This is a genomic window from Brumicola blandensis (assembly GCF_031846165.1).
Classification (GTDB): domain Bacteria; phylum Pseudomonadota; class Gammaproteobacteria; order Enterobacterales; family Alteromonadaceae; genus Glaciecola; species Glaciecola blandensis.
In genome coordinates, this window is the sequence record NZ_JAVRIE010000003.1 from 175,987 (window position 1) to 197,904 (window position 21,918).

Annotated in this window: 21 protein-coding genes; 16 read left to right on the forward strand and 5 right to left on the reverse strand. The window is 42.9% G+C overall.

From position 1 onward, the window contains the following. Positions 1 to 45: 45 nt before the first annotated feature. On the reverse strand, positions 46 to 351 hold the full coding sequence (locus tag RM544_RS09220) for a DUF3301 domain-containing protein (protein ID WP_311361500.1): 306 nt from the start codon (positions 349 to 351) through the stop codon (positions 46 to 48). After that, positions 351 to 1,397 carry a DUF3549 family protein gene (locus RM544_RS09225; RefSeq protein ID WP_311361501.1) on the reverse strand — a complete coding sequence of 349 codons (1,047 nt, stop codon included), beginning with the start codon at positions 1,395 to 1,397 and terminating at the stop codon, positions 351 to 353. The genes RM544_RS09220 and RM544_RS09225 overlap by 1 nt, the downstream gene beginning before the upstream one ends. A 119-nt stretch (positions 1,398 to 1,516) precedes the next feature. Here RM544_RS09225 and truC point away from each other — a divergent pair, with 119 nt between their 5' ends. Both truC and RM544_RS09235 read left to right on the forward strand, forming a co-directional pair. Continuing rightward, positions 1,517 to 2,227, forward strand: coding sequence for a tRNA pseudouridine(65) synthase TruC (truC, locus tag RM544_RS09230; RefSeq protein WP_311361502.1), 711 nt, complete (start codon positions 1,517 to 1,519; stop codon positions 2,225 to 2,227). A 150-nt stretch (positions 2,228 to 2,377) separates the two neighbouring features. After that, on the forward strand, positions 2,378 to 2,827 hold the full coding sequence (locus RM544_RS09235) for a flavodoxin domain-containing protein (protein ID WP_311361503.1): 450 nt from the start codon (positions 2,378 to 2,380) through the stop codon (positions 2,825 to 2,827). Between the two features lie 198 nt (positions 2,828 to 3,025). On the opposite strand, the gene dapD is transcribed toward RM544_RS09235, so the two are convergent. The 3 genes from dapD to map all read right to left on the reverse strand — a co-directional run bounded on the left by dapD (position 3,026) and on the right by map (position 7,345). Continuing rightward, positions 3,026 to 3,850: a 2,3,4,5-tetrahydropyridine-2,6-dicarboxylate N-succinyltransferase gene (gene dapD, locus RM544_RS09240; RefSeq protein WP_311361504.1), complete on the reverse strand. Its 825-nt coding sequence runs from the start codon at positions 3,848 to 3,850 to the stop codon at positions 3,026 to 3,028. After that, entirely contained in the window at positions 3,847 to 6,480 is a 2,634-nt protein-coding gene (glnD, locus tag RM544_RS09245) for a [protein-PII] uridylyltransferase (protein ID WP_311361505.1), read from the reverse strand. Before glnD ends, dapD begins: the two co-directional genes overlap by 4 nt. A gap of 73 nt (positions 6,481 to 6,553) precedes the next feature. Continuing rightward, a complete protein-coding gene (gene map / locus RM544_RS09250; RefSeq protein WP_311361506.1) occupies positions 6,554 to 7,345 on the reverse strand; it encodes a type I methionyl aminopeptidase in 792 nt (263 codons plus the stop codon). 726 nt (positions 7,346 to 8,071) lie between these two features. Here map and rpsB point away from each other — a divergent pair. From rpsB to rnhB, 14 genes are all read left to right on the forward strand, one after another. Next, positions 8,072 to 8,803 carry a 30S ribosomal protein S2 gene (rpsB, locus tag RM544_RS09255; protein ID WP_311361507.1) on the forward strand — a complete coding sequence of 244 codons (732 nt, stop codon included), beginning with the start codon at positions 8,072 to 8,074 and terminating at the stop codon, positions 8,801 to 8,803. Between the two features lie 73 nt (positions 8,804 to 8,876). After that, entirely contained in the window at positions 8,877 to 9,749 is an 873-nt protein-coding gene (tsf, locus tag RM544_RS09260) for a translation elongation factor Ts (protein WP_311361508.1), read from the forward strand. A 231-nt stretch (positions 9,750 to 9,980) separates the two neighbouring features. After that, positions 9,981 to 10,724 (forward strand): UMP kinase, encoded by a 744-nt coding sequence (gene pyrH, locus RM544_RS09265; RefSeq protein WP_311361509.1) that lies wholly within the window; start codon positions 9,981 to 9,983, stop codon positions 10,722 to 10,724. A 10-nt stretch (positions 10,725 to 10,734) separates the two neighbouring features. Next, positions 10,735 to 11,292: a ribosome recycling factor gene (frr, locus tag RM544_RS09270; RefSeq protein ID WP_311361510.1), complete on the forward strand. Its 558-nt coding sequence runs from the start codon at positions 10,735 to 10,737 to the stop codon at positions 11,290 to 11,292. A 51-nt stretch (positions 11,293 to 11,343) separates the two neighbouring features. Further along, positions 11,344 to 12,072, forward strand: coding sequence for a polyprenyl diphosphate synthase (uppS, locus tag RM544_RS09275; protein ID WP_409220067.1), 729 nt, complete (start codon positions 11,344 to 11,346; stop codon positions 12,070 to 12,072). Continuing rightward, positions 12,072 to 12,935, forward strand: a complete 864-nt coding sequence (locus RM544_RS09280) for a phosphatidate cytidylyltransferase (protein ID WP_311361512.1) — start codon at positions 12,072 to 12,074, stop codon at positions 12,933 to 12,935. The genes uppS and RM544_RS09280 overlap by 1 nt, the downstream gene beginning before the upstream one ends. Positions 12,936 to 12,986: 51 nt before the next feature. After that, positions 12,987 to 14,168, forward strand: a complete 1,182-nt coding sequence (ispC, locus tag RM544_RS09285) for a 1-deoxy-D-xylulose-5-phosphate reductoisomerase (RefSeq protein WP_311361513.1) — start codon at positions 12,987 to 12,989, stop codon at positions 14,166 to 14,168. After that, the gene (gene rseP / locus RM544_RS09290) at positions 14,168 to 15,520 is read left to right on the forward strand and encodes a sigma E protease regulator RseP (RefSeq protein WP_311361514.1); all 1,353 of its coding nucleotides are present in this window, start codon (positions 14,168 to 14,170) and stop codon (positions 15,518 to 15,520) included. The genes ispC and rseP overlap by 1 nt, the downstream gene beginning before the upstream one ends. A 42-nt stretch (positions 15,521 to 15,562) precedes the next feature. Beyond that, entirely contained in the window at positions 15,563 to 18,049 is a 2,487-nt protein-coding gene (bamA, locus tag RM544_RS09295; protein WP_311361515.1) for an outer membrane protein assembly factor BamA, read from the forward strand. Positions 18,050 to 18,156: 107 nt separating this feature from the next. Further along, positions 18,157 to 18,675 carry an OmpH/Skp family outer membrane protein gene (locus RM544_RS09300; RefSeq protein ID WP_311361516.1) on the forward strand — a complete coding sequence of 173 codons (519 nt, stop codon included), beginning with the start codon at positions 18,157 to 18,159 and terminating at the stop codon, positions 18,673 to 18,675. 187 nt (positions 18,676 to 18,862) lie between these two features. Beyond that, entirely contained in the window at positions 18,863 to 19,309 is a 447-nt protein-coding gene (gene fabZ / locus RM544_RS09305; RefSeq protein ID WP_311361517.1) for a 3-hydroxyacyl-ACP dehydratase FabZ, read from the forward strand. Between the two features lies 1 nt (position 19,310). Next, a complete protein-coding gene (gene lpxA, locus RM544_RS09310; RefSeq protein WP_311361518.1) occupies positions 19,311 to 20,081 on the forward strand; it encodes an acyl-ACP--UDP-N-acetylglucosamine O-acyltransferase in 771 nt (256 codons plus the stop codon). A 30-nt stretch (positions 20,082 to 20,111) separates the two neighbouring features. Beyond that, complete coding sequence (gene lpxB / locus RM544_RS09315) at positions 20,112 to 21,257, forward strand: lipid-A-disaccharide synthase (RefSeq protein WP_311361519.1); 1,146 nt, start codon at positions 20,112 to 20,114, stop codon at positions 21,255 to 21,257. Beyond that, entirely contained in the window at positions 21,254 to 21,898 is a 645-nt protein-coding gene (rnhB, locus tag RM544_RS09320) for a ribonuclease HII (RefSeq protein ID WP_311361520.1), read from the forward strand. The genes lpxB and rnhB overlap by 4 nt, the downstream gene beginning before the upstream one ends. Positions 21,899 to 21,918: the final 20 nt, after the last annotated feature.

Here is a 21,918-nt window from a genome sequence, read left to right on the forward strand (position 1 = left end):
TGTATCGTTGAATGTATTGCGTTGAAGTGATGTGTAAATCGAGTCTTAATCAATCTTATAAACAGGTAGGTTCATTTCGATTACTCGGTTTCCAAAACTGGTCATCGTACCGATGTACGCGTCTTCATGATTACTACTGAATTCCAGTTGATAAACGACTTTCCAGTCTAGCTTCCCTCTGAATGTTGAAATGCGTGTAGAACGCCTCGCTAATGATAGGAACTGAAGGTCATGTTGGTCACAGTAACGTTTTGCATGAGCCATACTGAACTCAGCCATACCTCGTAAGCGCCAAAACTGGAAGGCTATCCAAGAAATACTGAGCAAGATAACTAAGGAGCTTAAGGTCATTAACTTGCACTCTTCAGCATACTCGCGTTTTCATATAGCGTGGCTATGGCTTGCGCTAATGGTTCTGGTAGATCATTTCTACGCATAAGGCTAAGCAAGGCAAAGCGTGTTTCGGGAACCTGCACTAAATCCGTATATATCCCTCTGAATAACTGAAGGGCAGGATCGCTTTCAATAACCTTTACTAAATAATCGACTAACAGGCTGTCATCTGAGAGTTGCCTAAAGTGTCGCCCAGCAATTATCACTAAGCATTCCACATCAGGTTCGCCTTGGGCGATCAGTTCATGTAAGAACTGTTTGACAAGATCCCTTGCAATACTGTTTTTTAGACCTCGTAGCACCATGTGTTGTATTTCAGCAAACTCCGCATTCTCAAATAGTTGAATGAGCCTGTCAGTCAATGCTGCATCAATGCGAATATTCTCAAAACTACTGCAAAGTGCAGTAAGGACCTGGAAAGGTAGTTTATCTAAATTATTATGTAGGGCTTGTTCAATATCTTTGCGTTCAATATGCACTGCTAAGTCTGCAATATCTTGCAAGGCAAGCTCTTCCCACGGCAAAACTGAGGGCGCTTTTAGGTAGGCGACAGCTTTACTTAGGCCTAAACGAGCAGATAGTAAAAGTTCTTTACGGATTAGCGCATTAAAATCTGCGAGTTGTTGTTGTGATGGCGTAAAAATATATGGGTTATCAGGAAGTTGGGCACCTGTTTCCTTGGTCCTTTCTAGGTTATTTCCTAAGGCGGTGACAACAGCTTCTAAAAACTGATTGCGCGCAGCTTGTGATAATAATGAACGTTCGTCGATTGGAATCTTCACAAACCATATGTATTGTTCATGGCTTAGTTGCTTGTTCCAGAAAACCACGCCAAACCAAGCCTGACCAGCGCGAGGACAAGGCACGGGCATCAAATTATTTTCAAGGTCGACAAAGGTTTGGTTATCTAATTTTTCGATGCCACGACCCATATCATAAACGCGATACTCTGTACCTGCTTGAAGTAAAAATTCACGTATGGTGTTAATTGTCTGTGCAGTCATAGTTCATCTACTTTAAAATGGGCGGATAGCATACTTTCAGCGCGCGCATTGTATCAAGATATCTAGCTTGTACCAATGTATGAAAGGTAAATAAAAATCAATTACGGAAACAGACACTTTTGCTGAACATTTTATTCCAAGATGAACATATTGTCGTTGTGCATAAGCCAGCTAATATGCTGGTACACAAGAGTATGATTGACCGTCACGAAACAGTATTCTTGATGAAGTTATTGCGGGATCAAATAGGGCAATATGTATACCCAGTGCATCGGCTGGACAAACCTACGTCAGGCGTTTTGTTGTTCGCGCTATCATCTGAAGTTGCCACTCAATTGGCTAAACAGTTCGAAGCGCATACGATTGAAAAGGAATATCATGCCGTCGTTAGAGGATTTGCGCCAGAGACGGTGCATATTGATTACGCTCTGAAAGAAAAGCTAGATAAAATCGCTGATAAACAAGCAAAGAAGGATAAACCTGCTCAAGAAGCGGTGACGGATATGGTGAAACTTGCTGAGCTGACAGTAAATGAACCCGTCGGACGCTATGAGCAAGCTCGGTTTTCTTTGGTGAAGCTGACACCAAAAACGGGAAGAAAACATCAACTAAGACGCCACATGGCCCACATCCGGCACCCCATTATTGGCGACACAACACATGGTGACGGTAAGCAAAATAGATTTGCTCGCGAGCATCTTCAGTTTTCAAACCTAGCATTGTGCGCGACTAAATTGGCCTTTTTGCATCCTATCGAGAATAGGCCAATGTTAGTGGCAACGGAGTTTGAAGATAGTATGCAAGCGCTAGTTAACCGTTTTAAGCCGTAAACAAACATTCACTAAAATAAATGATGAATTTGAACAATTTGTCCCCATTATCCCTTATAACTTTGCAATGCCTTGGTCGGAAGAGTAATAATCCCGATATTGAGGTCTGTAATTGAAAAAAACACGAATAAAGTCGAGGAGAGTTGAAGTATGCGCAGGATAAGCATTTTTGCTGGTTCAGTTTATGGTAATGCACAACATGTGGCTGAAGAAGCACTTAGCATGTTTGAAGGAAAAGGGATTGAGGCTGAAGTGTTCTCGGATCCGGAAACATCCGATTTTGCAGATGCTGATGCTGTTGTTGTAATCACTTCTACTACAGGACAAGGTGATGTTCCTCCAAACTTAGAGATGTTTTATAGCGATTTGCGTACAGAGTTCCCTCTGATGAATAACAAACCATTCGCTGTTGCCGCGCTTGGTGATAGTAGTTATGGCGATAGTTTTTGTGGCGGTGGTCGTCAATTCCAAGAACTCTTATTGGAGCTTCAAGGCAAACCCGTCGCCGACATGTTGGAAGTAGACGCCATTGAAACCTTAGCTGCAGAAGACGATGTTGTGCCATGGCTCGAAGGTTTAGCGTCTAAACTAGCGGACTAAGCAGACATAGCAAAAAAGGGGTCAGAGTTAATTTCTTTCCTCTCTTGATCTGAGCAGGCCCTCACTAATATAAACCTTCAAACGGCATGGATGCCGTTTGGGAGCGGGCAGGATGCCGTAAAGCGTGTTTATATTAGTGAGGGCCTGTTTAGATCTAGAAGAGAGGAAAGAAATTAACTCTGACCCCTTTTTAGTTAGTTATTCAGCGCCGCGCAAAATGTCGTTGATACCCACTTTCGCTCTAGTTTTAGCATCAACTCGTTTCACGATGATTGCTGCGTAAAGGCTGTGTGTACCACATTTGCTTGGTAAACTACCTGACACAACAACTGCACCTGCAGGCACACGTCCATAAGTGATTTCACCGGTTTCTCTATCGTAGATACGAGTACTTTGACTGATGTAAACACCCATAGAAATGACAGCGCCTTCTTCAACCACAACACCTTCTACAATTTCAGAGCGTGCACCGATGAAGCAGTTATCTTCTATAATCGTTGGGTTAGCTTGAAGGGGTTCAAGTACGCCGCCGATGCCAACACCACCTGATAAATGCACGTTCTTACCTATTTGTGCGCACGAGCCGACTGTTACCCACGTGTCTACCATTGTACCGTCATCCACGTAGGCACCAATGTTTACGTATGATGGCATGACGACAACGTTGCGACCAATATAAGATCCGGTGCGAACAGCGGCTGGTGGCACGACGCGCATGCCTTCTTTTGCAAATCTTGCTGCCGTGTAGTCAGTAAATTTAAGAGGTACTTTGTCGTAATAGTTGGTTTCTGCACCTTCTACTAGCACGTTGTCATGTAGTTTAAAGTACAACAATACTGCTTTCTTCAACCAGTCGTTTACTTGCCATTTTCCATCTACTTTTTCAGCAACACGTGCTTCACCAGAGTTGAGTAGTTCAACGCTATCAGTTACTGCTTGTCTAACTTCAGCGCTGACAGTTTCTGCTGTAAAGCTATCGCGAGTATCAAATGCGTTTTCGATAATTGTTTGTAGTTTGTTCATATTGCTGGATTCACTTCTGGTTGGTCTAATTTTAAAGTTAATTGTTTTTTAAGAATAATTTCTTGGTCTTGGCTTAGCGCTTTGCCTTCCTCATTTGAAACGATAAAAACATCTTCCGCTCGTTCACCTATGGTCGTGATTTTTGCGAGTTTCAAGGTTAAGTTGAGGTCAACAAATAAGTGGCCAATTTTGGCTAATAAGCCTGGCGCATCTAATGCTTCAAGCTCTACCAAAGTGGCGTCTTCGGTGGAAGAATAAAAGCGTACTTTCGTTTTTACATCTAATTGCTTCATTTGGCGAGACATCTTACGCTTGTTGGCGTGAGAGCGTCCCGGCTTCATCAACTGCGAGCGTACTGCATCAACTAAATTGTTTACGTGAGACTCAGAGCTAATGCGCTGGGCGTCTTGATCCAATATGATCATACTGTCGAACACATTGCCCTTATCAGTGACTGCTATTTGAGCGTCGTGGATAGAGCAATTTCTGCTGTCTAATACAGAAGCAATTTGTGCGAATAGTGCAGGGCGGTCGCTACAGTATATCAGTAACTCAGTACCTGCTTTTGAGGTCTTATTACTGGCACTAACAATAATCTCCTCAGGCGCAAGAGAGCCCGCTCCCACGATCGTTTCTGTGTGCCACGCAATTTGATTTGGCTTGAAACGAGCGAAATAGTCTTTCTTCATTTGGTCCCAAAAAACTGCTGCTTTTTCCTCATCTATACCCTTAGATTGTAGGATAGTTGCTGCTGCAGTTTTATGCGCTGCAATCCGTTGATCTAGGGTGATTTGACACTCTAGACCATTGTCGAACGCTTGTTGAGTGAGCAAATATAGCTCCCTTAGTAGTGACGCTTTCCAATCGTTCCACAGGTTGTCATTTGTTGCTCTAATGTCAGCTAAGGTGAGTGCGTAAAGCAGATTTAATTGATCATGGCTTTTCACTGTTGTAGCGAATTGGTTGATCACATCGGGATCATAAATATCTCGTCGCTGCGCAACAACCGACATTAATAGGTGGTTTTCGACCAACCATGCAATAATCTGGGCATCGTCTTTGGGTATATCATGCTGCTCACAAAACCTCATTACGTCTACCGCGCCTAAGGTCGAATGATCACCGCCTCTGCCTTTTGCGATATCGTGAAAGATAGCAGCAATAAAAATGATTTCAGGCTTATCAAGGTTCTTGACGATACGATGGCACCGGGGGAAGGCCTTTTCGCTCACGAAGTATCGACAAACGTGCTTTACCAGTCGGTGGGTGTGTTCATCAACTGTGTAGGCATGGAACAAGTCGAATTGCATCATACCAACAATTTTGTCCCACTCCGGTAGATACGATTGTAAAATACCGTACTTATACATGGTGTCCCAACCGAGGCCAAAAAACGACGGTTGTTTCATCAGATTAACGAAGCGCTCTCTGCACTCATGTATCTCATGATAATACTGGTCTTGGAATTTACGACGTGCGTTGCGAACTTGTCTGATACAGTCAGCATCTAGTCCTTCAATATTGTCGTGATGACAAAAGAGATTTAGGAAGTCGAGAATATCTGCAGGTTTGAAGAAGGTATCTGCGTGTATAGGAGAAATTAAGCCATCTTTGAGCGCAAACTTGTCATTCAGTTGAATTTCATTTTTAGTTTTTTGACCCAGAACATCGTCCTTGAAACGCAAGAGAAGCATGCTATTGAGCTCAGAAACCCGCCTCACGATCCTAAAGAAGGCCTTCATCATTTGTTCTACTGATGACTTACCTTCGCCATAACCGAGCAATTGAGCGATATCGGTCTGATAGTCGAACAAAAGCCTGTTTTCGCTTCGGCCTGCTATTAAGTGCAAGGCAAAACGAATTTTCCAAAGGTGAGACCGACACTCGATAAGCTCAGCATGCTCGATTTCTGTGAAATAGCCATGTCCGATTAGGGTCATCCCATCGTATTCTTGAAAGTGCTTTTTCGCTACCCAGCCAATCGATTGGATATCTCGTAAACACCCAGGATTCTCTTTGATATTGGGTTCGAGATTATAAGATGTGTCGTTGAACTTACGATGTCTGGTTTGTTGCTCTTCTAGCTTGGCGAGGAAGAAATCCTTACTCGACCATACTTTTTGGGTATTCACTTTGTCGATAAGCTGTGTGAATGTCGCATCACAACCGCATAAGATTCTTGCTTCGACGAGATTGGTCGCAATGGTAATGTCAGATTTGGCCAACTGAACTGTTTCTTTTACGGTACGAACGGATTGACCAATCTCTAGTTTGATATCCCAGAGCAGGGTGATAAACGACCCGATTTTTTCTTCTACCGGTTTACTGATTTGTTTCTCACTGAGGATCAGTAAATCGATATCTGAATATGGCTGTAGTTGCCCACGACCATAGCCACCGACAGCACACAAAGCCAGCTTACTTTCTTTGTTCAAGCCTAACAATTGCCAAGCATGACAAAGAAGCGCATCGGTAAAATCAGCGCGCGCAACAACCAAGTGGTCTACCAAAGCTTCGTTAAATGATGCCTCTAACCACTCATAATTCTTTTGTACCGCAGCTTTGAACGCACCGATATCGTTAACATCGGTGATTTTCTGCAAATCAGCAATTTGTGCTTGTATAGGCACGAGGACTCCTTATTTATTCCAATTTTCCAGTACTGATTCTGTCGTCAGTGCAATGTTAGGTGTCCAGTATTGCTTAGTGATTAATCACTCTTGGTATATTTTCTTCTTCTCGTAAAGTCAGGATTTCAACGCCTGTTTCAGTAACCAGTAGGGTATGCTCCCATTGTGCACTTAAGCTTCTATCTTTGGTTACTACTGTCCAGTTATCAGGCAGTATTTTTGAATGACGTTTTCCCGCATTTACCATCGGCTCTATAGTAAAACACATGCCTGCCTCGATTACATCGCCAGTACCTGGTTTACCATAGTGAACAATCTGTGGATCTTCGTGGAAAACGGCACCGATACCGTGACCGCAATACTCACGCACGATTGAATAATTATGTGATTCAGCGTGTACCTGACAAGCATGACCGATGTCACCTAGACGAATACCAGGTTTAACAATTTTAATTGCGTTGTACAGACACTCTTGTGTCACTTTAATTAAGCGTTCAGCAAGGATAGATGGTTTGCCAACGACAAACATTTTCGATGTGTCGCCATGATAACCATCTTTAATAACGGTCACATCAATATTGACAATGTCGCCGTCTTTTAGCTTCTTATCACCAGGAATGCCGTGACAAATCACGTGATTAACCGATGTACATATGGATTTTGGAAACGGGGGATTACCATAGTTCAAAGGCGCAGGGATAGCTTTCTGCTCATTCACGATATAATCGTGACAGATCTTATCCAGTTCACCTGTGGTGACTCCTTTCTTTACATGCTGTCCTATCATCATCAGGACCTCTGAAGCGAGCTTACCCGCGACACGCATTTTTTCCATTTCTTCTGGTGTTTTAATTGTTCCAGCCAAGACAAACCTCGTTTATGAATTCCGCTACGCGCACAAGTATACCAAGATAGAAGTTTCGACACTATGCCCACTTTTATATATCTAATAAATTTTCACTGTGAGCATCGGCTTGATGCTACATTTCATGAAATATAAGTGAACAAACGTTTACACTTTGAAAGGCGCTTCAAGCCCATCATGGGCCGCTTGTCACTCGACATCTATCTCGAGCTTGGCGCTTTTGAGGTCCCTTCATGAAATATAAGTGAATAAACGTTTACACTTTGAAGCGTCTTTTATTTAGGTAAAGGCTGTAGGCTGTTAGTGCTTTTGGGATGTTGGGTTATCAATGGGCTAGCAATCGGCAGGACGCCGATTGCCAAGTGTCCCATGGATGGGCTTGAAGCGTCTTTTATTTAGGTAAAGGCTGTAGGCTGTTAGTGCTTTTGGGATGTTGGGTTATCAATGGGCTATCAATCGGCAGGATGCCGATTGCCAAGCGTCCCATGGATGGGTGAGATATAGGAGTTTTCTGTTCGAAAAAGTTGATTGGATAGCGGTAAAATGGTATAAAGCGCGCGCTGTTTGAGAATGTTGAAAAACGTGTCTCTGTAATACAGTATAAATTAACTTAAAACACACATATACCGACACTGCTCTCGGGGTGTCTAAAGTATTGATTATTCAAGGCTTTGGATCGAGAAAAGGGGTATATGGAGGCCTAACCCCTAAATAGGAAAATATATAATGGCAAACGTATCAATGCGTGACATGCTACAAGCTGGCGTACACTTCGGTCACCAAACTCGCTACTGGAACCCAAAAATGGCTCAATTCATTTTTGGTGCTCGTAACAGAGTTCACATCATCAACTTAGAAAAAACTGTTCCTTTATTTAATGAAGCCTTGAACTATCTTTCAAGCGTTTCTAATAAGAAAGGTAAAGTTTTGTTTGTTGGTACTAAGCGTGCAGCAAGCGAAGCGGTAAAAGAAGCTGCTGAAAAATCTGGTCAATTCTACGTAAACAAGCGTTGGTTGGGCGGAATGTTGACTAACTGGAAAACAGTTCGTCAATCAATCAAGCGTCTTAAAGATTTAGAAGCTCAAGCATCTGACGGTACTTTCGACAAGCTAACTAAGAAAGAAGTTCTTATGCTTCAGCGCGAAATGACTAAGCTAGAAGGTAGCTTAGGTGGTATCAAAAACATGGGCGGTCTTCCAGACGTGATCTTTGTTATTGATGCTGATCACGAGCACATTGCTGTAACTGAAGCTCGCAACTTGGGTATTCCAGTTGTGGGTGTAGTTGATACTAACTCAAACCCTGACGGCGTAGATTACATCATTCCTGGTAATGATGATGCTATCCGTGCAGTTCAGCTTTACACAACTGCCGCTGCTGATGCGATCAATGAAGGTCGTAATCAAGACGTTGCTGTTGCAGCTGAAAAAGACGACTTCGTAGAAGCCGCAGAGTAAGTAATAAAACTTAGCAAATCAAAGGGGGCGATTGCCCCCTTTTCTAAATATTTATATTTTTGAGGACAAGAAAATGGCAGTGACTGCAGCACTGGTTAAAGAATTACGCGAGCGCACTGGCGCTGGCATGCTAGATTGCAAAAAAGCATTGGTTGAAACCGATGGTGATATCGAGCTAGCGATTGAAAATATGCGCAAATCAGGTCAAGCAAAAGCGGCTAAAAAAGCAGGTCGTATTGCAGCTGAAGGCGTTATCTTAACTAAAGTCGAAGGTGGCAAAGCTACTATGATGGAAGTTAACTGTGAAACTGATTTCGTTGCACGTGACGAAGGTTTCCTTGCTTTTGGTAACAAATTAATTGACGTAGCAGCAGCAAATAACATTAATGACATGGACGCACTAAATGCGGCTGAGTTAGAGGGTTCTACAGTAGCGACTGTTCGTGACAACCTAGTTGCTAAAATTGGTGAAAACATCAGTGCTCGTCGTGTTGTGAATGTTGAAGGCTCAAATCTTGGTGCCTACGTACACGGTGGTCGCATCGGTGTCATCGCAATTTTGGAAGGTGGTGACGAAGAGCTAGCAAAAGACATTGCTATGCACGTTGCAGCGGCAAGCCCTCAGTTTGTTAAGCCAACTGATGTTCCTGCTGAAGTTGTTGAGAAAGAAAAAGAAATTCAACTCGACATCGCTGTTCAGTCTGGTAAGCCAGCTGACATCGCTGAGAAAATGGTTTCTGGCCGCATGAAGAAATTCACTGGCGAAATCAGCCTAACAGGTCAGCCTTTCATCAAAGATCCTTCACAAAGCGTTGAAGCTCTTTTGAAATCTAAAGGTGCAGACGTTATTAACTTCATCCGTTTTGAAGTGGGTGAAGGTATCGAGAAGAAAGAAGAAGATTTTGCTGCAGAAGTTGCTGCGCAAATGGAAGCAGCTAAGAAATAAGTGCTTCGATTGCTTTTGCAATCACCGATTCTCGGATAAACTACGAAGCACCTCAATTGAGGTGCTTTTTTATGAACAAATGAGTTTGTTTTTAATAATGCTTTTAGTGTTCTTCCCTCAAAGCATTATTAAAAAGGCTCAAAGGCTCAAAGGCTCAAAGGCAGCAGGCCGTGAGTGCTTTAGAGTTGTAAAATGCCACATTTTGATTACGTCACACTGAAAGGATAAACAATGAGTATTACACCAAAGTCCGCGTATCGACGCATATTGTTAAAACTAAGCGGTGAGGCCCTAATGGGCGAAGAGAATTTTGGTATTGACGCCAAAGTGCTTGACCGTATGGCTCTTGAAATTAAAGAACTAGTAGAGCTTGGTGTGGAAGTTGGTCTTGTGATCGGCGGTGGTAACTTGTTTCGTGGTGAAGGACTTGCAAAGGCCGGTATGAACCGCGTTGTTGGTGATCACATGGGTATGCTTGCGACTGTGATGAACGGTTTGGCTATGCGTGATGCACTACATAGAGCGTTCGTTAATGCTCGATTGATGTCTGCTATTCCACTAAATGGTGTTTGTGACCCATACAACTGGGCAGACGCCATTAGTTTTCTCAAATCCGGCCGAGTTGTGATATTCTCAGCAGGTACGGGCAACCCTTTCTTCACTACCGATTCAGCGGCTTGTTTACGTGGTATTGAAATTGAAGCTGATGCGGTACTTAAAGCAACAAAAGTTGATGGCGTTTTCAGCGAAGACCCAGTTAAGAACCCAGATGCAGTGCTTTTGAAACGCATTAGTTATCAAGAAGTGCTAGAAAAAGAATTAAAAGTAATGGACCTTTCCGCATTTACACTTGCACGTGACCACAACATTCCAATTCGTGTGTTCAATATGAATAAGCCGGGTTGTTTGAAGCGAGTTGTTTTAGGCGAGGATGAAGGTACAATTATTTGTCATCCAGAAAAAATAGAAAAATAAGGATTCTGTCGTGATCGATGAAATTGAATTAGACGCAAGTCAACGCATGGAAAAAAGCATTGTTGCTTTGAAAGGCCAACTAAGCAAAATTAGAACTGGTCGTGCTCACCCGAGTCTACTCGACAATATTATGGTGCCATACTACGGTTCTAATACCCCTTTGAAGCAGGTTGCTAACGTCGTTGCAGAAGACAATAGAACGCTCGCGCTTTCAGTCTTCGATAAAAGCATTATCCAAGCTGTTGAAAAAGCAATTATGCAATCTGATTTGGGCCTGAACCCAATGAGCGCTGGCACAACGATTCGCATCCCAATGCCACCGCTAACTGAAGAGCGTCGAAAAGACCTCATCAAAGTGGTTCGAGGCGAAGCAGAACAGGGTCGAGTCTCTGTTCGAAATGTGCGTCGTGATGCAAACAGTGACATCAAAGAGTTGTTGAAAGAAAAAGAAATCAGTGAAGACCAAAGCCGCGCTTCTGAAGAAAACATTCAGACCCTTACTAACGATTTTATTAAGAAAATTGACAGTATCTTAGCGGATAAAGAAAAAGAACTAATGGAAGTATAAAATTTGAGTTCTGATAGTGCCTCGCATGCATCTTCTATCCCCGAAGATGCAATGCCTCAACACGTTGCGATCATTATGGATGGCAACGGTCGTTGGGCTCAACAACAAGGAAAGTTGCGCACTTTTGGCCATAAGGCGGGCGTAGAAGCGGTACGCAGTTCTGTTCGCTATGCTCGTAAACATGGCATCAAAGCACTCACGTTGTTTGCCTTCAGTAGCGAAAACTGGAAGCGTCCGAAAGACGAAGTGAAAATACTGATGCAGCTTTTCAATCTCGTATTATCGAGTGAAGTTAAAAAGCTGAATAAGAATAATATTCGCTTGAGAGTGGTCGGTGATTTATCAGCCTTTGATGAAAAACTAGTCACTAAAATCCGTAAAGCAGAAACTCTCACAGAGAATAATTCATCCCTAACCCTGAATATCGCCGCTAACTATGGTGGTCGTTGGGATATCGTTAATGCTGCCAAGATGTTGGCTGAGGATATCGCTGAAAGCAAGGTCAATATTGAAGATATTGATGAGGAACGCTTTCATCAGTATACCTGCATGTCAGATCTTCCTCCTCTAGATTTGATGATCCGTACCGGTGGTGACCATCGGGTTAGCAACTTCTTATTGTGGCAATGCGCATATGCAGAGTTCTATTTTTGTGAGACACTTTGGCCCGATTTCAATGAAAGCAAGTTTGAAGAAGCTGTTTTTGATTTTTGTCAGAGACAAAGACGCTTTGGACAAACTGGAGAGCAGGTAAGCCCTGCAAATCAAGGTCAGGGTTAATGTTAAAACAAAGAATAATAACTGCACTCATACTTGCCCCTTTAGCCATTTGCGCAATACTATTTTTGCCAGTGGAGCACTTTAAAGTAGTCATTGCAGGTGTGGTAGCACTTGGCGCTTATGAATGGGCGAATATGTCAGGCATCAATGGCAGAGTTGCCAAAGCCACTTTCATGACCCTTATTCTGCTCATTTGCGCGATTCTCATTTTCGCTGTCGACGGCCAACAAGTCTGGTACCAAGGCGAACTTAACGGTATTTACAAGTTTATATTGGGCATTGCTGCTGTTTGGTGGGCGGTGTCTTTAGGTATGATTTTAACTTACCCAAAGTATAGCTCAGCATGGACAGAGAATGTGCCCATCCGAGCAGCATTTGGTATTCTTACCCTCATCCCAACATGGGTAGCGGTTATCAGTCTCAGAACGAATTTATACGAAGTCGATCCATTTTATGGTGCTTCACTCATTTTCTATGTGCTTGGTATTGTTTGGGCTGCCGACATCGGTGCATTCTTCGTAGGGGTCAAATTTGGTAAACATAAATTACGCCCTAACGTTTCCCCTGGTAAAAGTATTGAAGGCCTGCTTGGCGGTGTAATGGCTTCTTTAGCGATTATCGCATTTGCTGCCTTGCACTATCAGTTTGAAGCTTCACGCATTGGCTTGCATATCGTTATTGGTGTTATTACCGTAGCTGTTTCTGCATTAGGGGACTTAAACGAAAGTATGTTTAAACGTTGTGCTGGCATTAAAGACAGTGGCAAGCTCTTACCTGGTCATGGTGGTATCATGGACCGCATTGATAGCCTTACAGCAGCGTTCCCAGTATTCGCGTTTTGTTATGTCGTTTGGATGGCCTAGGTTGTGTACATGCTTTTCTATCAAACACGGATTAGGTACTGAGTCGCTATTGTGAAAACTATTACCGTCCTTGGTGCGACTGGTTCCATCGGTCAAAATACACTGGATGTGATCGCCAGACATCCCCATGATTTTCGTGTGTTCGCTATCAGTGGACACGCCAATTTACCCTTGCTAGTGACATCCGCAGTCGCGTGTTCTGCTAGATATATTGTTATTTCAAATGAAAGCAGCTATGCCGCATTAAAAGACCTCATGTCAGAGGCGAATTGTCATTCTGAAATTTTAGTTGGAGCCAAGGCACTCGAGCAAGTCAGCTCAGCGCCAGAAGTTGATACCGTGATGTCCGCTATCGTAGGTGCAGCAGGCTTACTTCCAACATTAGCAGCGGTTAAAGCTGGTAAACGTGTGTTGTTAGCGAATAAAGAGTCATTGGTCATGTCCGGTGAACTATTTATGAATGCAGTGCGCGAGCATAAAGCTGAGCTACTGCCGATTGATAGCGAGCATAATGCTATTTTCCAATGCTTACCTGCTAATTTTGAATATGCAGAACTACAACGTAGTGGTATATCCAAAATATTGTTAACTGGCTCAGGCGGCCCTTTTAGAACCAAAGATTTAGATACTTTTGAGTCCATCACTCCTGATCAGGCCTGCGCTCACCCAAATTGGACAATGGGACGCAAAATCTCAGTTGATTCAGCATCAATGATGAATAAGGGATTGGAGTTTATAGAGGCCAAGTGGCTATTTGGTTTGAAGGAAAGTGATATCGAGGTGGTTATCCATCCACAAAGCACCATTCATTCCATGGTGCAGTATGTTGATGGTTCTGTTATTGCACAGTTGGGTAACCCAGATATGCGCACACCGATCGCTTACGGTTTGAGTTTTCCAGAAAGAATCGAGTCTGGCGTTGAGCCGCTAGACTTTGCAAGCTTAGCCGATTTCAGTTTCACAAAGCCTGAAAAGCAACGTTACCCTAATTTGTACTTAGCGATTGACGCGTGTAAACAAGGTCAGTCATCAACGACGGTATTGAACGCAGCAAATGAAGTCGCAGTGCAGGCCTTTTTAGATGCTAAGATTTCTTTCTTAGATATCGCTAGAATTAACCAAGAAACTCTGCAACAGCTTGAATATATTGAACTCGACTCTATTGCTCAAGTCATAGAACATGATAGCTTGGCTAGACGAATAGCCAATACAATCTTAGGAAAACTTTTGTAGTGTTTGAAATTATTCGAAATTTAGGCGCGTTTATTGTTGCGCTAGGCTTGTTAGTTGCCGTGCATGAATGGGGACACTTTATTGTGGCCCGAAAGTGCGGTGTAAAAGTGCTGCGTTTTTCCATCGGTTTCGGTAAGCCAATTTATAAAAAAGTGACATCCACTGGCATGGAGTTTGTCATTGCGGCAATTCCGTTAGGTGGCTACGTGCGCATGTTAGACGGTCGTGTTGACGACGTTAGCGAAGAAGACAGAGCTGTATCCTTCGATCATCAAGCGGTTTGGAAACGTTTTGCGATTGTAGCCGCAGGGCCGGGCATTAACTTTTTATTCGCAATTTTAATCAGCATGTTGGTGTTTATGATTGGGCAAGACACACCAAAACCTTTCATTGGAGAGATAAAAGCTAATTCTTATATTGCGGCGACAGGTGCCGAAGAGGGCGACCGTTTTATCGAAATTGATGGGCAAGAGACGCTCACATGGAAGTCAGTTAATATTGAGCTGATGTCGCATATTGGCGATGACATCATTCCCTTCACTGTCATCAAACCGACGGGCAAAACAGCCAGTTATCAGATGAAAATGCCAAATTGGGATTATGATCCAGACCAACAATCCATTTTTGAGTCCATCGGCTTTGAAGTCTACCGTCCAAAGTTGTTGAAAGTTATTTCAGATTTAGTGCCTGATAGCCCCGCACAGAAAGCGGGATTGCAACAAAATGATGAAATAATGAAACTAAATGGAACTCTTATTGAAGATTGGGGACAAATACAGGACTACGTTGCGGCGAAAGCTAATCAAGCAGTGACGGTTGAGTTCTTGCGAGACGGAGAGCTTAGAACCGTTGATTTAGTGTTGGGTGAACGTGATACGCCAGACGGTAAAACGGGGTCTATAGGGATTTATCCAAGTCAAGAGACTTACCCAGAGACGCATTACTTCAATTATCAATCTGGACCTTTTGAGGCTTTAGTCAATGGAAGTAAAGAAACTTGGCGTTTAATGACCTTAACTGTGCAAATGTTAGGCAAATTTGTGACCGGAGATGTTGCGGTTAAAAATTTGAGTGGCCCGATTTCTATTGCACAGGGCGCTGGAATCAGTGCAAGTTATGGAATTATTGCTTTTTTAGGGTTTTTAGCCCTGATCAGTGTTAATCTAGGCATTATAAATTTGTTACCATTACCCATGCTCGACGGCGGGCATTTAATGTATTTTACAGTGGAATGGATTACCGGCAAGCCTGTCCCAGAGTCAGTTCAGGAAATAGGTTTTAGGATAGGCGGCGTGTTGTTAATCTTGCTAATGGTTACTGCCATTTTCAACGACATCAATCGCATTACATAATAATAGTTTTATAAAAAACGTGTTTTGGAAGAATATCAGTTAATGAAGTGTAAACAGTTAGTTTTAGTCGCCCTAATGGCATTTACGTCCTTATCATTTGCACAAAGTAAATCCGAATTTGTTGTTGAAGATATCCGTGTAGAAGGTTTGCAACGTGTTGCCTTAGGTGCAGCGTTAACTTACCTACCGGTGCAAGTCGGAGACGAGCTAAACGCTTTCCGAGTTAGTCAATTAATTCGCTCACTATATTCATCTACTCACTTTGAAAAAGTCGAAATTCTGCGTGACGGCGGCGTGTTAATTGTCCGTGTCGCTGAACGACCTACTATCAGTAATATTGTATTCGAAGGTAATGACGATATTAAAGACGAGCAATTGACTGATAGCCTTGAAGGTTCAAATATCCGTATTGGTGAGCCGCTTGACAGAACCGTGCTTACCTCGATTGAAAACGGTTTGAAAGACTTCTTCTATAGTATTGGTAAATACAATGCTGACGTGTCGGCAATTGTGACTCCATTGCCACGTAATCGTGTTGATTTGAAGTTATTGTTCGAAGAAGGCGATGCCGCCAAAATTAAACAAATCAATATCGTTGGTAATGAAATCTTTAATGATGAAGAATTATTCAACATCATGGAACTCAAGTTTGATACACCTTGGTGGGACTTCACGTCTGAAACACGTTATCAGCAACAAACCTTAGCGGGTGATTTAGAAAATCTCACTAGCTACTACAAAGACCGCGGTTACTTGCGATTCGCAGTCACTTCAACTCAGGTATCGATGACGCCTGAAAAAGATGGTATTTACATTGGTATGAATGTGAACGAGGGTGAGCAATATACTGTATCAGAAGTGGAGTTAGTGGGTGACCTGCTCGGCTTCGAAAACTTCCTAAGTCAAGTATTACCGCTGCGTACCGGTGAACTATACAACCAAGCAACGGTGACTTATACAGAAGAGTTCATTAGCAAGTATCTGGGCCGCTTTGGATACGCTTACCCTACAGTAACAACAATTCCAGACATTAACGACGAAGACAAAACAGTAAAGTTGGCCTTATCTGTCGACCCAGGTAAGCGCATCTATGTGCGCAGAATTAACTTCGAAGGTAACGTGATTACGTCTGACGAAGTATTACGTCAGAACGTAAGCCAGTTGGAAGGAACATGGTTGTCTGATCCTTTGTTAGAGAGCTCGAAAGCATCTTTGTCGCGTCTTACGTACATGGAAACGGTTGAATTTGAAACAACGCGTGTACCAGGTGAAGACGATAAAGTGGATGTTGACTTCAAAGTAAAAGAACAAGCATCAGGTTCATTCCAAGCGGGTATTGGTTACGGTGACAACACGAAATTGAGCCTACAAGCTGGTATTCAGCAAGACAACTTCTTGGGTACAGGTAAACGTATCGCGCTTAACTTAAATACGGTTTCTTACCAACAATCAGCTCAGCTAAGCTACACAGACCCATACTTCACCATTGACGGTATTAGTCTAGGTGGTTCACTTGGTTACAGTAAGTTTGATGGTGGTGACTTTGGTGTTGTTCAGTACGACAGTACGCGTTATCAGATTGGTGCTAATATTGGCTATCCTATTAACGAAGTAAACCGAATCAGTTTCGGTCTAACTTACGCAAACGTCGAGTTATCAAGTGATAATACGAGTTTTGAACAGACTTCTCGCTTCTATGACCAATTCAGAAGTATTGATGACCCAGACTCGGCAATAAAGTACGAGAGCTTCTTGGCCTCTGCTAGTTGGACTCGTTCTACTTTGAATAGAGGTTTGTTCCCGACTGATGGTTCTTCTCAAAGAGCATCTATCAGCGTTACAACGCCTAATTCAGACGTAAACTACTTCAAACTAATCGCCGATACCAAGTTCTATTTTCCACTTAGCCGAAATCAACGTTGGTCATTACTAGCAAGACTTCGTTTAGGCTACGGTAATGGTTATGGTGATAAAAACGGTACAGAACAAATTCTTCCGTTTACAGAAAACTTCACAGCCGGTGGTGCAGATACCTTGCGTGGTTTTGAAGACAATACTGTTGGTCCGCGTGGTGTACAAAGGTTCACTAGCGTTATTGGTCAAACTCCCTCAGGTACACCTATTTTCGGTGGCCCAGACCAAGATAACATTATTGTTTCATCGCGCAGTTTAGGTGGTAACGCAATGGCAATCGGTGGCTTAGAGTTAATTGTACCGACGCCGTTCATCGAGACTGAATTTGATAGTTCAGTACGAACATCATTTTTCTTTGATATAGGTAACGTGTGGGATACTGAATTTGATTACGATTTGTATAAAGATTTAGAGTTCACTGCTCGCACAGGTGAAGGCCAACCGCTAGCCCTGGGTGACTATAGCGATTGGACGCAGTTTAGAAGTTCAGCAGGTTTATCTGTACAATGGATTTCACCGATGGGGCCGTTAGTGTTTAGTTTCTCGAAAGAAATTAATTCACGAGACGGTGACAACCCTAAATTCTTTACTTTCAACATAGGCTCAACTTTCTAAAGCGCTTTGAAAGTAGTATTATATTAACAACAAAATTTTAACCCTATTATAAGAACTGAGCGCTAAGACGTTCAGCAAGAAAACGGAACAGACTTAAGGAGTTTCCATTGAAAACATTTACTAAAACACTTATCGCTGGTGCGATGTTAAGCACTGCATTGTTAACGACTGCTGCTCAGGCTGCTGAACAAAAGATCGGTGTTGTTGATGTACAAGGTATTGTGCGTTCACTTCCTCAATATGCTGAAATAGCTCAACTTGTGACTGGTGAGTTTAAAGACCAGATCCAAGAAGTGAATAGCCAAACTGAAGAATACAACTTCTTGTTGCAAAAGTTTCAACGCGAAAGCGCAACGATGAGCGACGCTGAGAAGAAAGCATTAGAAGATCAAATAATCGCGCTTCAAAAAACCTTGCAAGAAAAGACAGGTCCATTACAGCAAGACATGCAACGTCGCGAACAAGAAGAGCAAAGAAAATTGTTCGGCTTGGTAATGCAAGCTGTTAATAAAATTGCTGCAGACGGCGAATATGATGTTGTTCTTAACCGCGGAACGACTCCTTTCGTGAAGCCAGAGTTTGATATTTCTGAGCAAGTACTAGAGCAAGTTAACAAAGCTCAGTAATACTGACTGTAATTCGCTTGGTTTTTCACCAAATCGAATAAACTGCATCCTATCAGGCCAACCAATGTGTTGGTCTGATTTGTTTTTGTCGGTTAAAAGCGTATCTTATGAAGCCTTATTTGACAGGCAATACAACAAAGTGACAGCATGGAGGCGAAAAATGCCTTTTTGCGGTAAAGGAGAAATTTTGGCTAACTCACTCAACACCATCGATATAAAAGAAATTATGGAATTATTACCTCACAGGTATCCATTTTTACTTGTTGATCGCATTACAGACTATGAACTAGGTAAATCGATTAAAGGCTACAAAAACATTACCTTTAACGAACCTTGTTTTATGGGGCACTTCCCAGGTCAACCAATTTTCCCGGGTGTTATGATATTAGAGGGATTGGCTCAAGCTGCTGGTGTACTTGGTTTTAAAACCATGGGCAATAGCGACCAGTTGTATTTGTACGCAGGCATCGATAAGGCACGTTTCAAACGCCCAGTGGAACCTGGTGACAAACTTGAATACACAGTTGAGCTCATCAAGGAACGCCGAGGTATCTGGAAGTTTTCAGGTCTTGCCACAGTAGACGGCAAGGAAGTGTGTAGTTCTGAATTTATGTGTGCAATGAGAGATATGTAATATGATCCATTCTTCATCAGTGATAGCTGAATCTGCAAAAATCGGAAAGAACGTACAAATTGGACCGTTTTGCTACATAGGCGAAAATGTCGAAATTGGTGACAATTGTGTCCTTACATCCCATGTTGTTGTAAAGGGCGATACCAAAATCGGTCGCAATAACGTGTTCTTTCAGTTTTGCTCTATCGGTGAAGATTGCCAAGATAAAAAATATGCTGGTGAAACAACCTACCTAGAAATTGGTGACGATAACGTATTTCGTGAATCTTGCACTATCCACCGCGGTACGACGCAAGATCAAAGTATCACCAAAATAGGCAACAGAAACTTGTTGATGGTGAATACTCACCTTGCACATGATTGCATGGTAGGTGACGACAACATTTTTGCCAATAACTGCACTGTAGCTGGCCACGTTCACGTCGGCAATCAAGTGATTCTGGGCGGCATGACAGCAGTTCACCAATTTTGTCACATCGGGTCTCACGCTTTTACTGGCGGCGGCGCAATTGTGTTAAAAGATGTTCCTCCATATGTCATGGTTAGCGGCATTAAGCACATTCCCCAAGGTATTAATAGCGAAGGCTTGCGACGCAGAGGCTTCACTTCAGATAGCATTATGGCGATAAAACGCGCCTACAAAGTTATTTATCGAAATGGAAATACCACAGACCAAGCATTACCTTTACTCAACGAGATGGCAGAGACTCACGCAGAAGTGAAGATATTGGCTGATTTTGTTGCCAGTTCAAAACGCGGGATCGTGCGTTAAATAGCAATTACTTGCAGGTCTAGTAAACCAATGACAACACAAAAACCGCTCAAAATTGGGATTGTGGCAGGCGAGCCCTCTGGCGATACGCTTGCTGCTGGTTTTATGGCGCAGTTACAAAAACGATATCCAGATGCTATTTTTGAAGGTATCGGCGGTAAAAACCTAAAAGCGCTTGGTTTGCACTCTCTTTTCGACATGGAAGAACTGTCAGTCATGGGGCTTGTAGAAGTTTTAAAGCACCTTCCTCGTTTATTGCATATCAGAAAAACAGTGACCCAACACTTTATCGATAATCCGCCTGATATTTACATTGGCGTGGATGCGCCAGACTTTAATCTAGGCGTGGAAACCAAACTAAAACAAAAGGGCATTAAAACAGTTCACTACGTCAGTCCAACTGTTTGGGCTTGGCGCGAGAAGCGTATTCATAAAATAGCCAAAGCCACGCATCTTGTGCTTGGTATTTTCCCTTTTGAAGCGGATATCTATAAGAAATATCAAGTGCCTTACCAATATGTTGGACATACCATGGCAGACAGCATTGCCTTGGAGCCAAACCAACAAGTTATGCGAGAGCAATTTGGCCTCAGTTCTGAAGATCAAGTCCTAGCTATTCTTCCTGGTAGTCGAGCGAGAGAAGTGGATAGCCTTCTTCCTGATTTTATGGCTACGGCAGCCCTTGTTAAGCAAGATATACCAGAGCTTAAGGTAATGATTCCTGCAGCCAATGAGGCCAGAGAGAGACAGATAAAAGACTTACTCGTTTCCTTAGATACGAAGATGGAATCTATTGTCACAAGCTCCTCTGCTCGTGACGTCATGATAGCTTCAAATGCGGTATTACTTGCGTCAGGCACTGCGACTTTAGAGGCCATGTTGTGTAAAAAGCCAATGTTAGTCGCGTACAAGATGTCGAAGCTAACGCATATGATCATGAAGCGTTTATATAAGCCAGATTACTTTTCTTTACCTAATATCCTCGCGAATGAAGAACTGGTTACCGAGTTGTTACAAGAAGATGTGAATCCTGAAAATATGGCCTCATATATTTCGGCCTTATTGAAATCAGACAACAGTGCACTCATAGCCCGATTTACAGACTTACACCGCAACCTGCAATTACATGCTGATGAGCAGGCGGCGAAAGCGATTGCGGACCTGATTGAAGTATGAAAAAACAGCAAGATTTAGCTGCTCTGCAAACATCTTTGGCACCCTATAAATTCATTGCAGGCGTAGACGAAGTCGGACGCGGTCCCTTGGTGGGTGCCGTTGTTACAGCGGCGGTGATTTTAGACCCTAGTAAGCCCATTATCGGCCTAGCTGATTCCAAAAAGCTCAGCGAAAAAAAACGTACTGAATTATCCGCACTAATTAAACAAAACGCGTTATCATGGAGTATCGGAAGGGCAGAAGTTGAAGAGATAGATCAACTTAATATTCTGCATGCCACGATGCTTGCAATGGAACGTGCCGTAGCGGGTCTGCATGTGCAACCCGAGCATGTGCTAGTCGACGGTAATCGTTGCCCTAACTGGTCTTATTCTTGCGATGCAGTAATAAAAGGCGATGCGCTTTTTCCGCAAATATCTGCAGCATCTATTATTGCCAAAGTTGCGCGAGATGAAGAGATGATTGCATTAGATCAGCGCTATCCGAACTATGGTTTTGCGGCCCATAAAGGCTATCCGACCAAAGCGCATTTAGCCGCATTAGATGAACATGGCCCATTGTCATGTTACAGAACAAGTTTCAAGCCTGTGCAAAACGTGCTTTTACGTTGGCAAGGCGAATTACAGGATGAGGTAAAATAAGTGTCAGCACCTTTTGTACA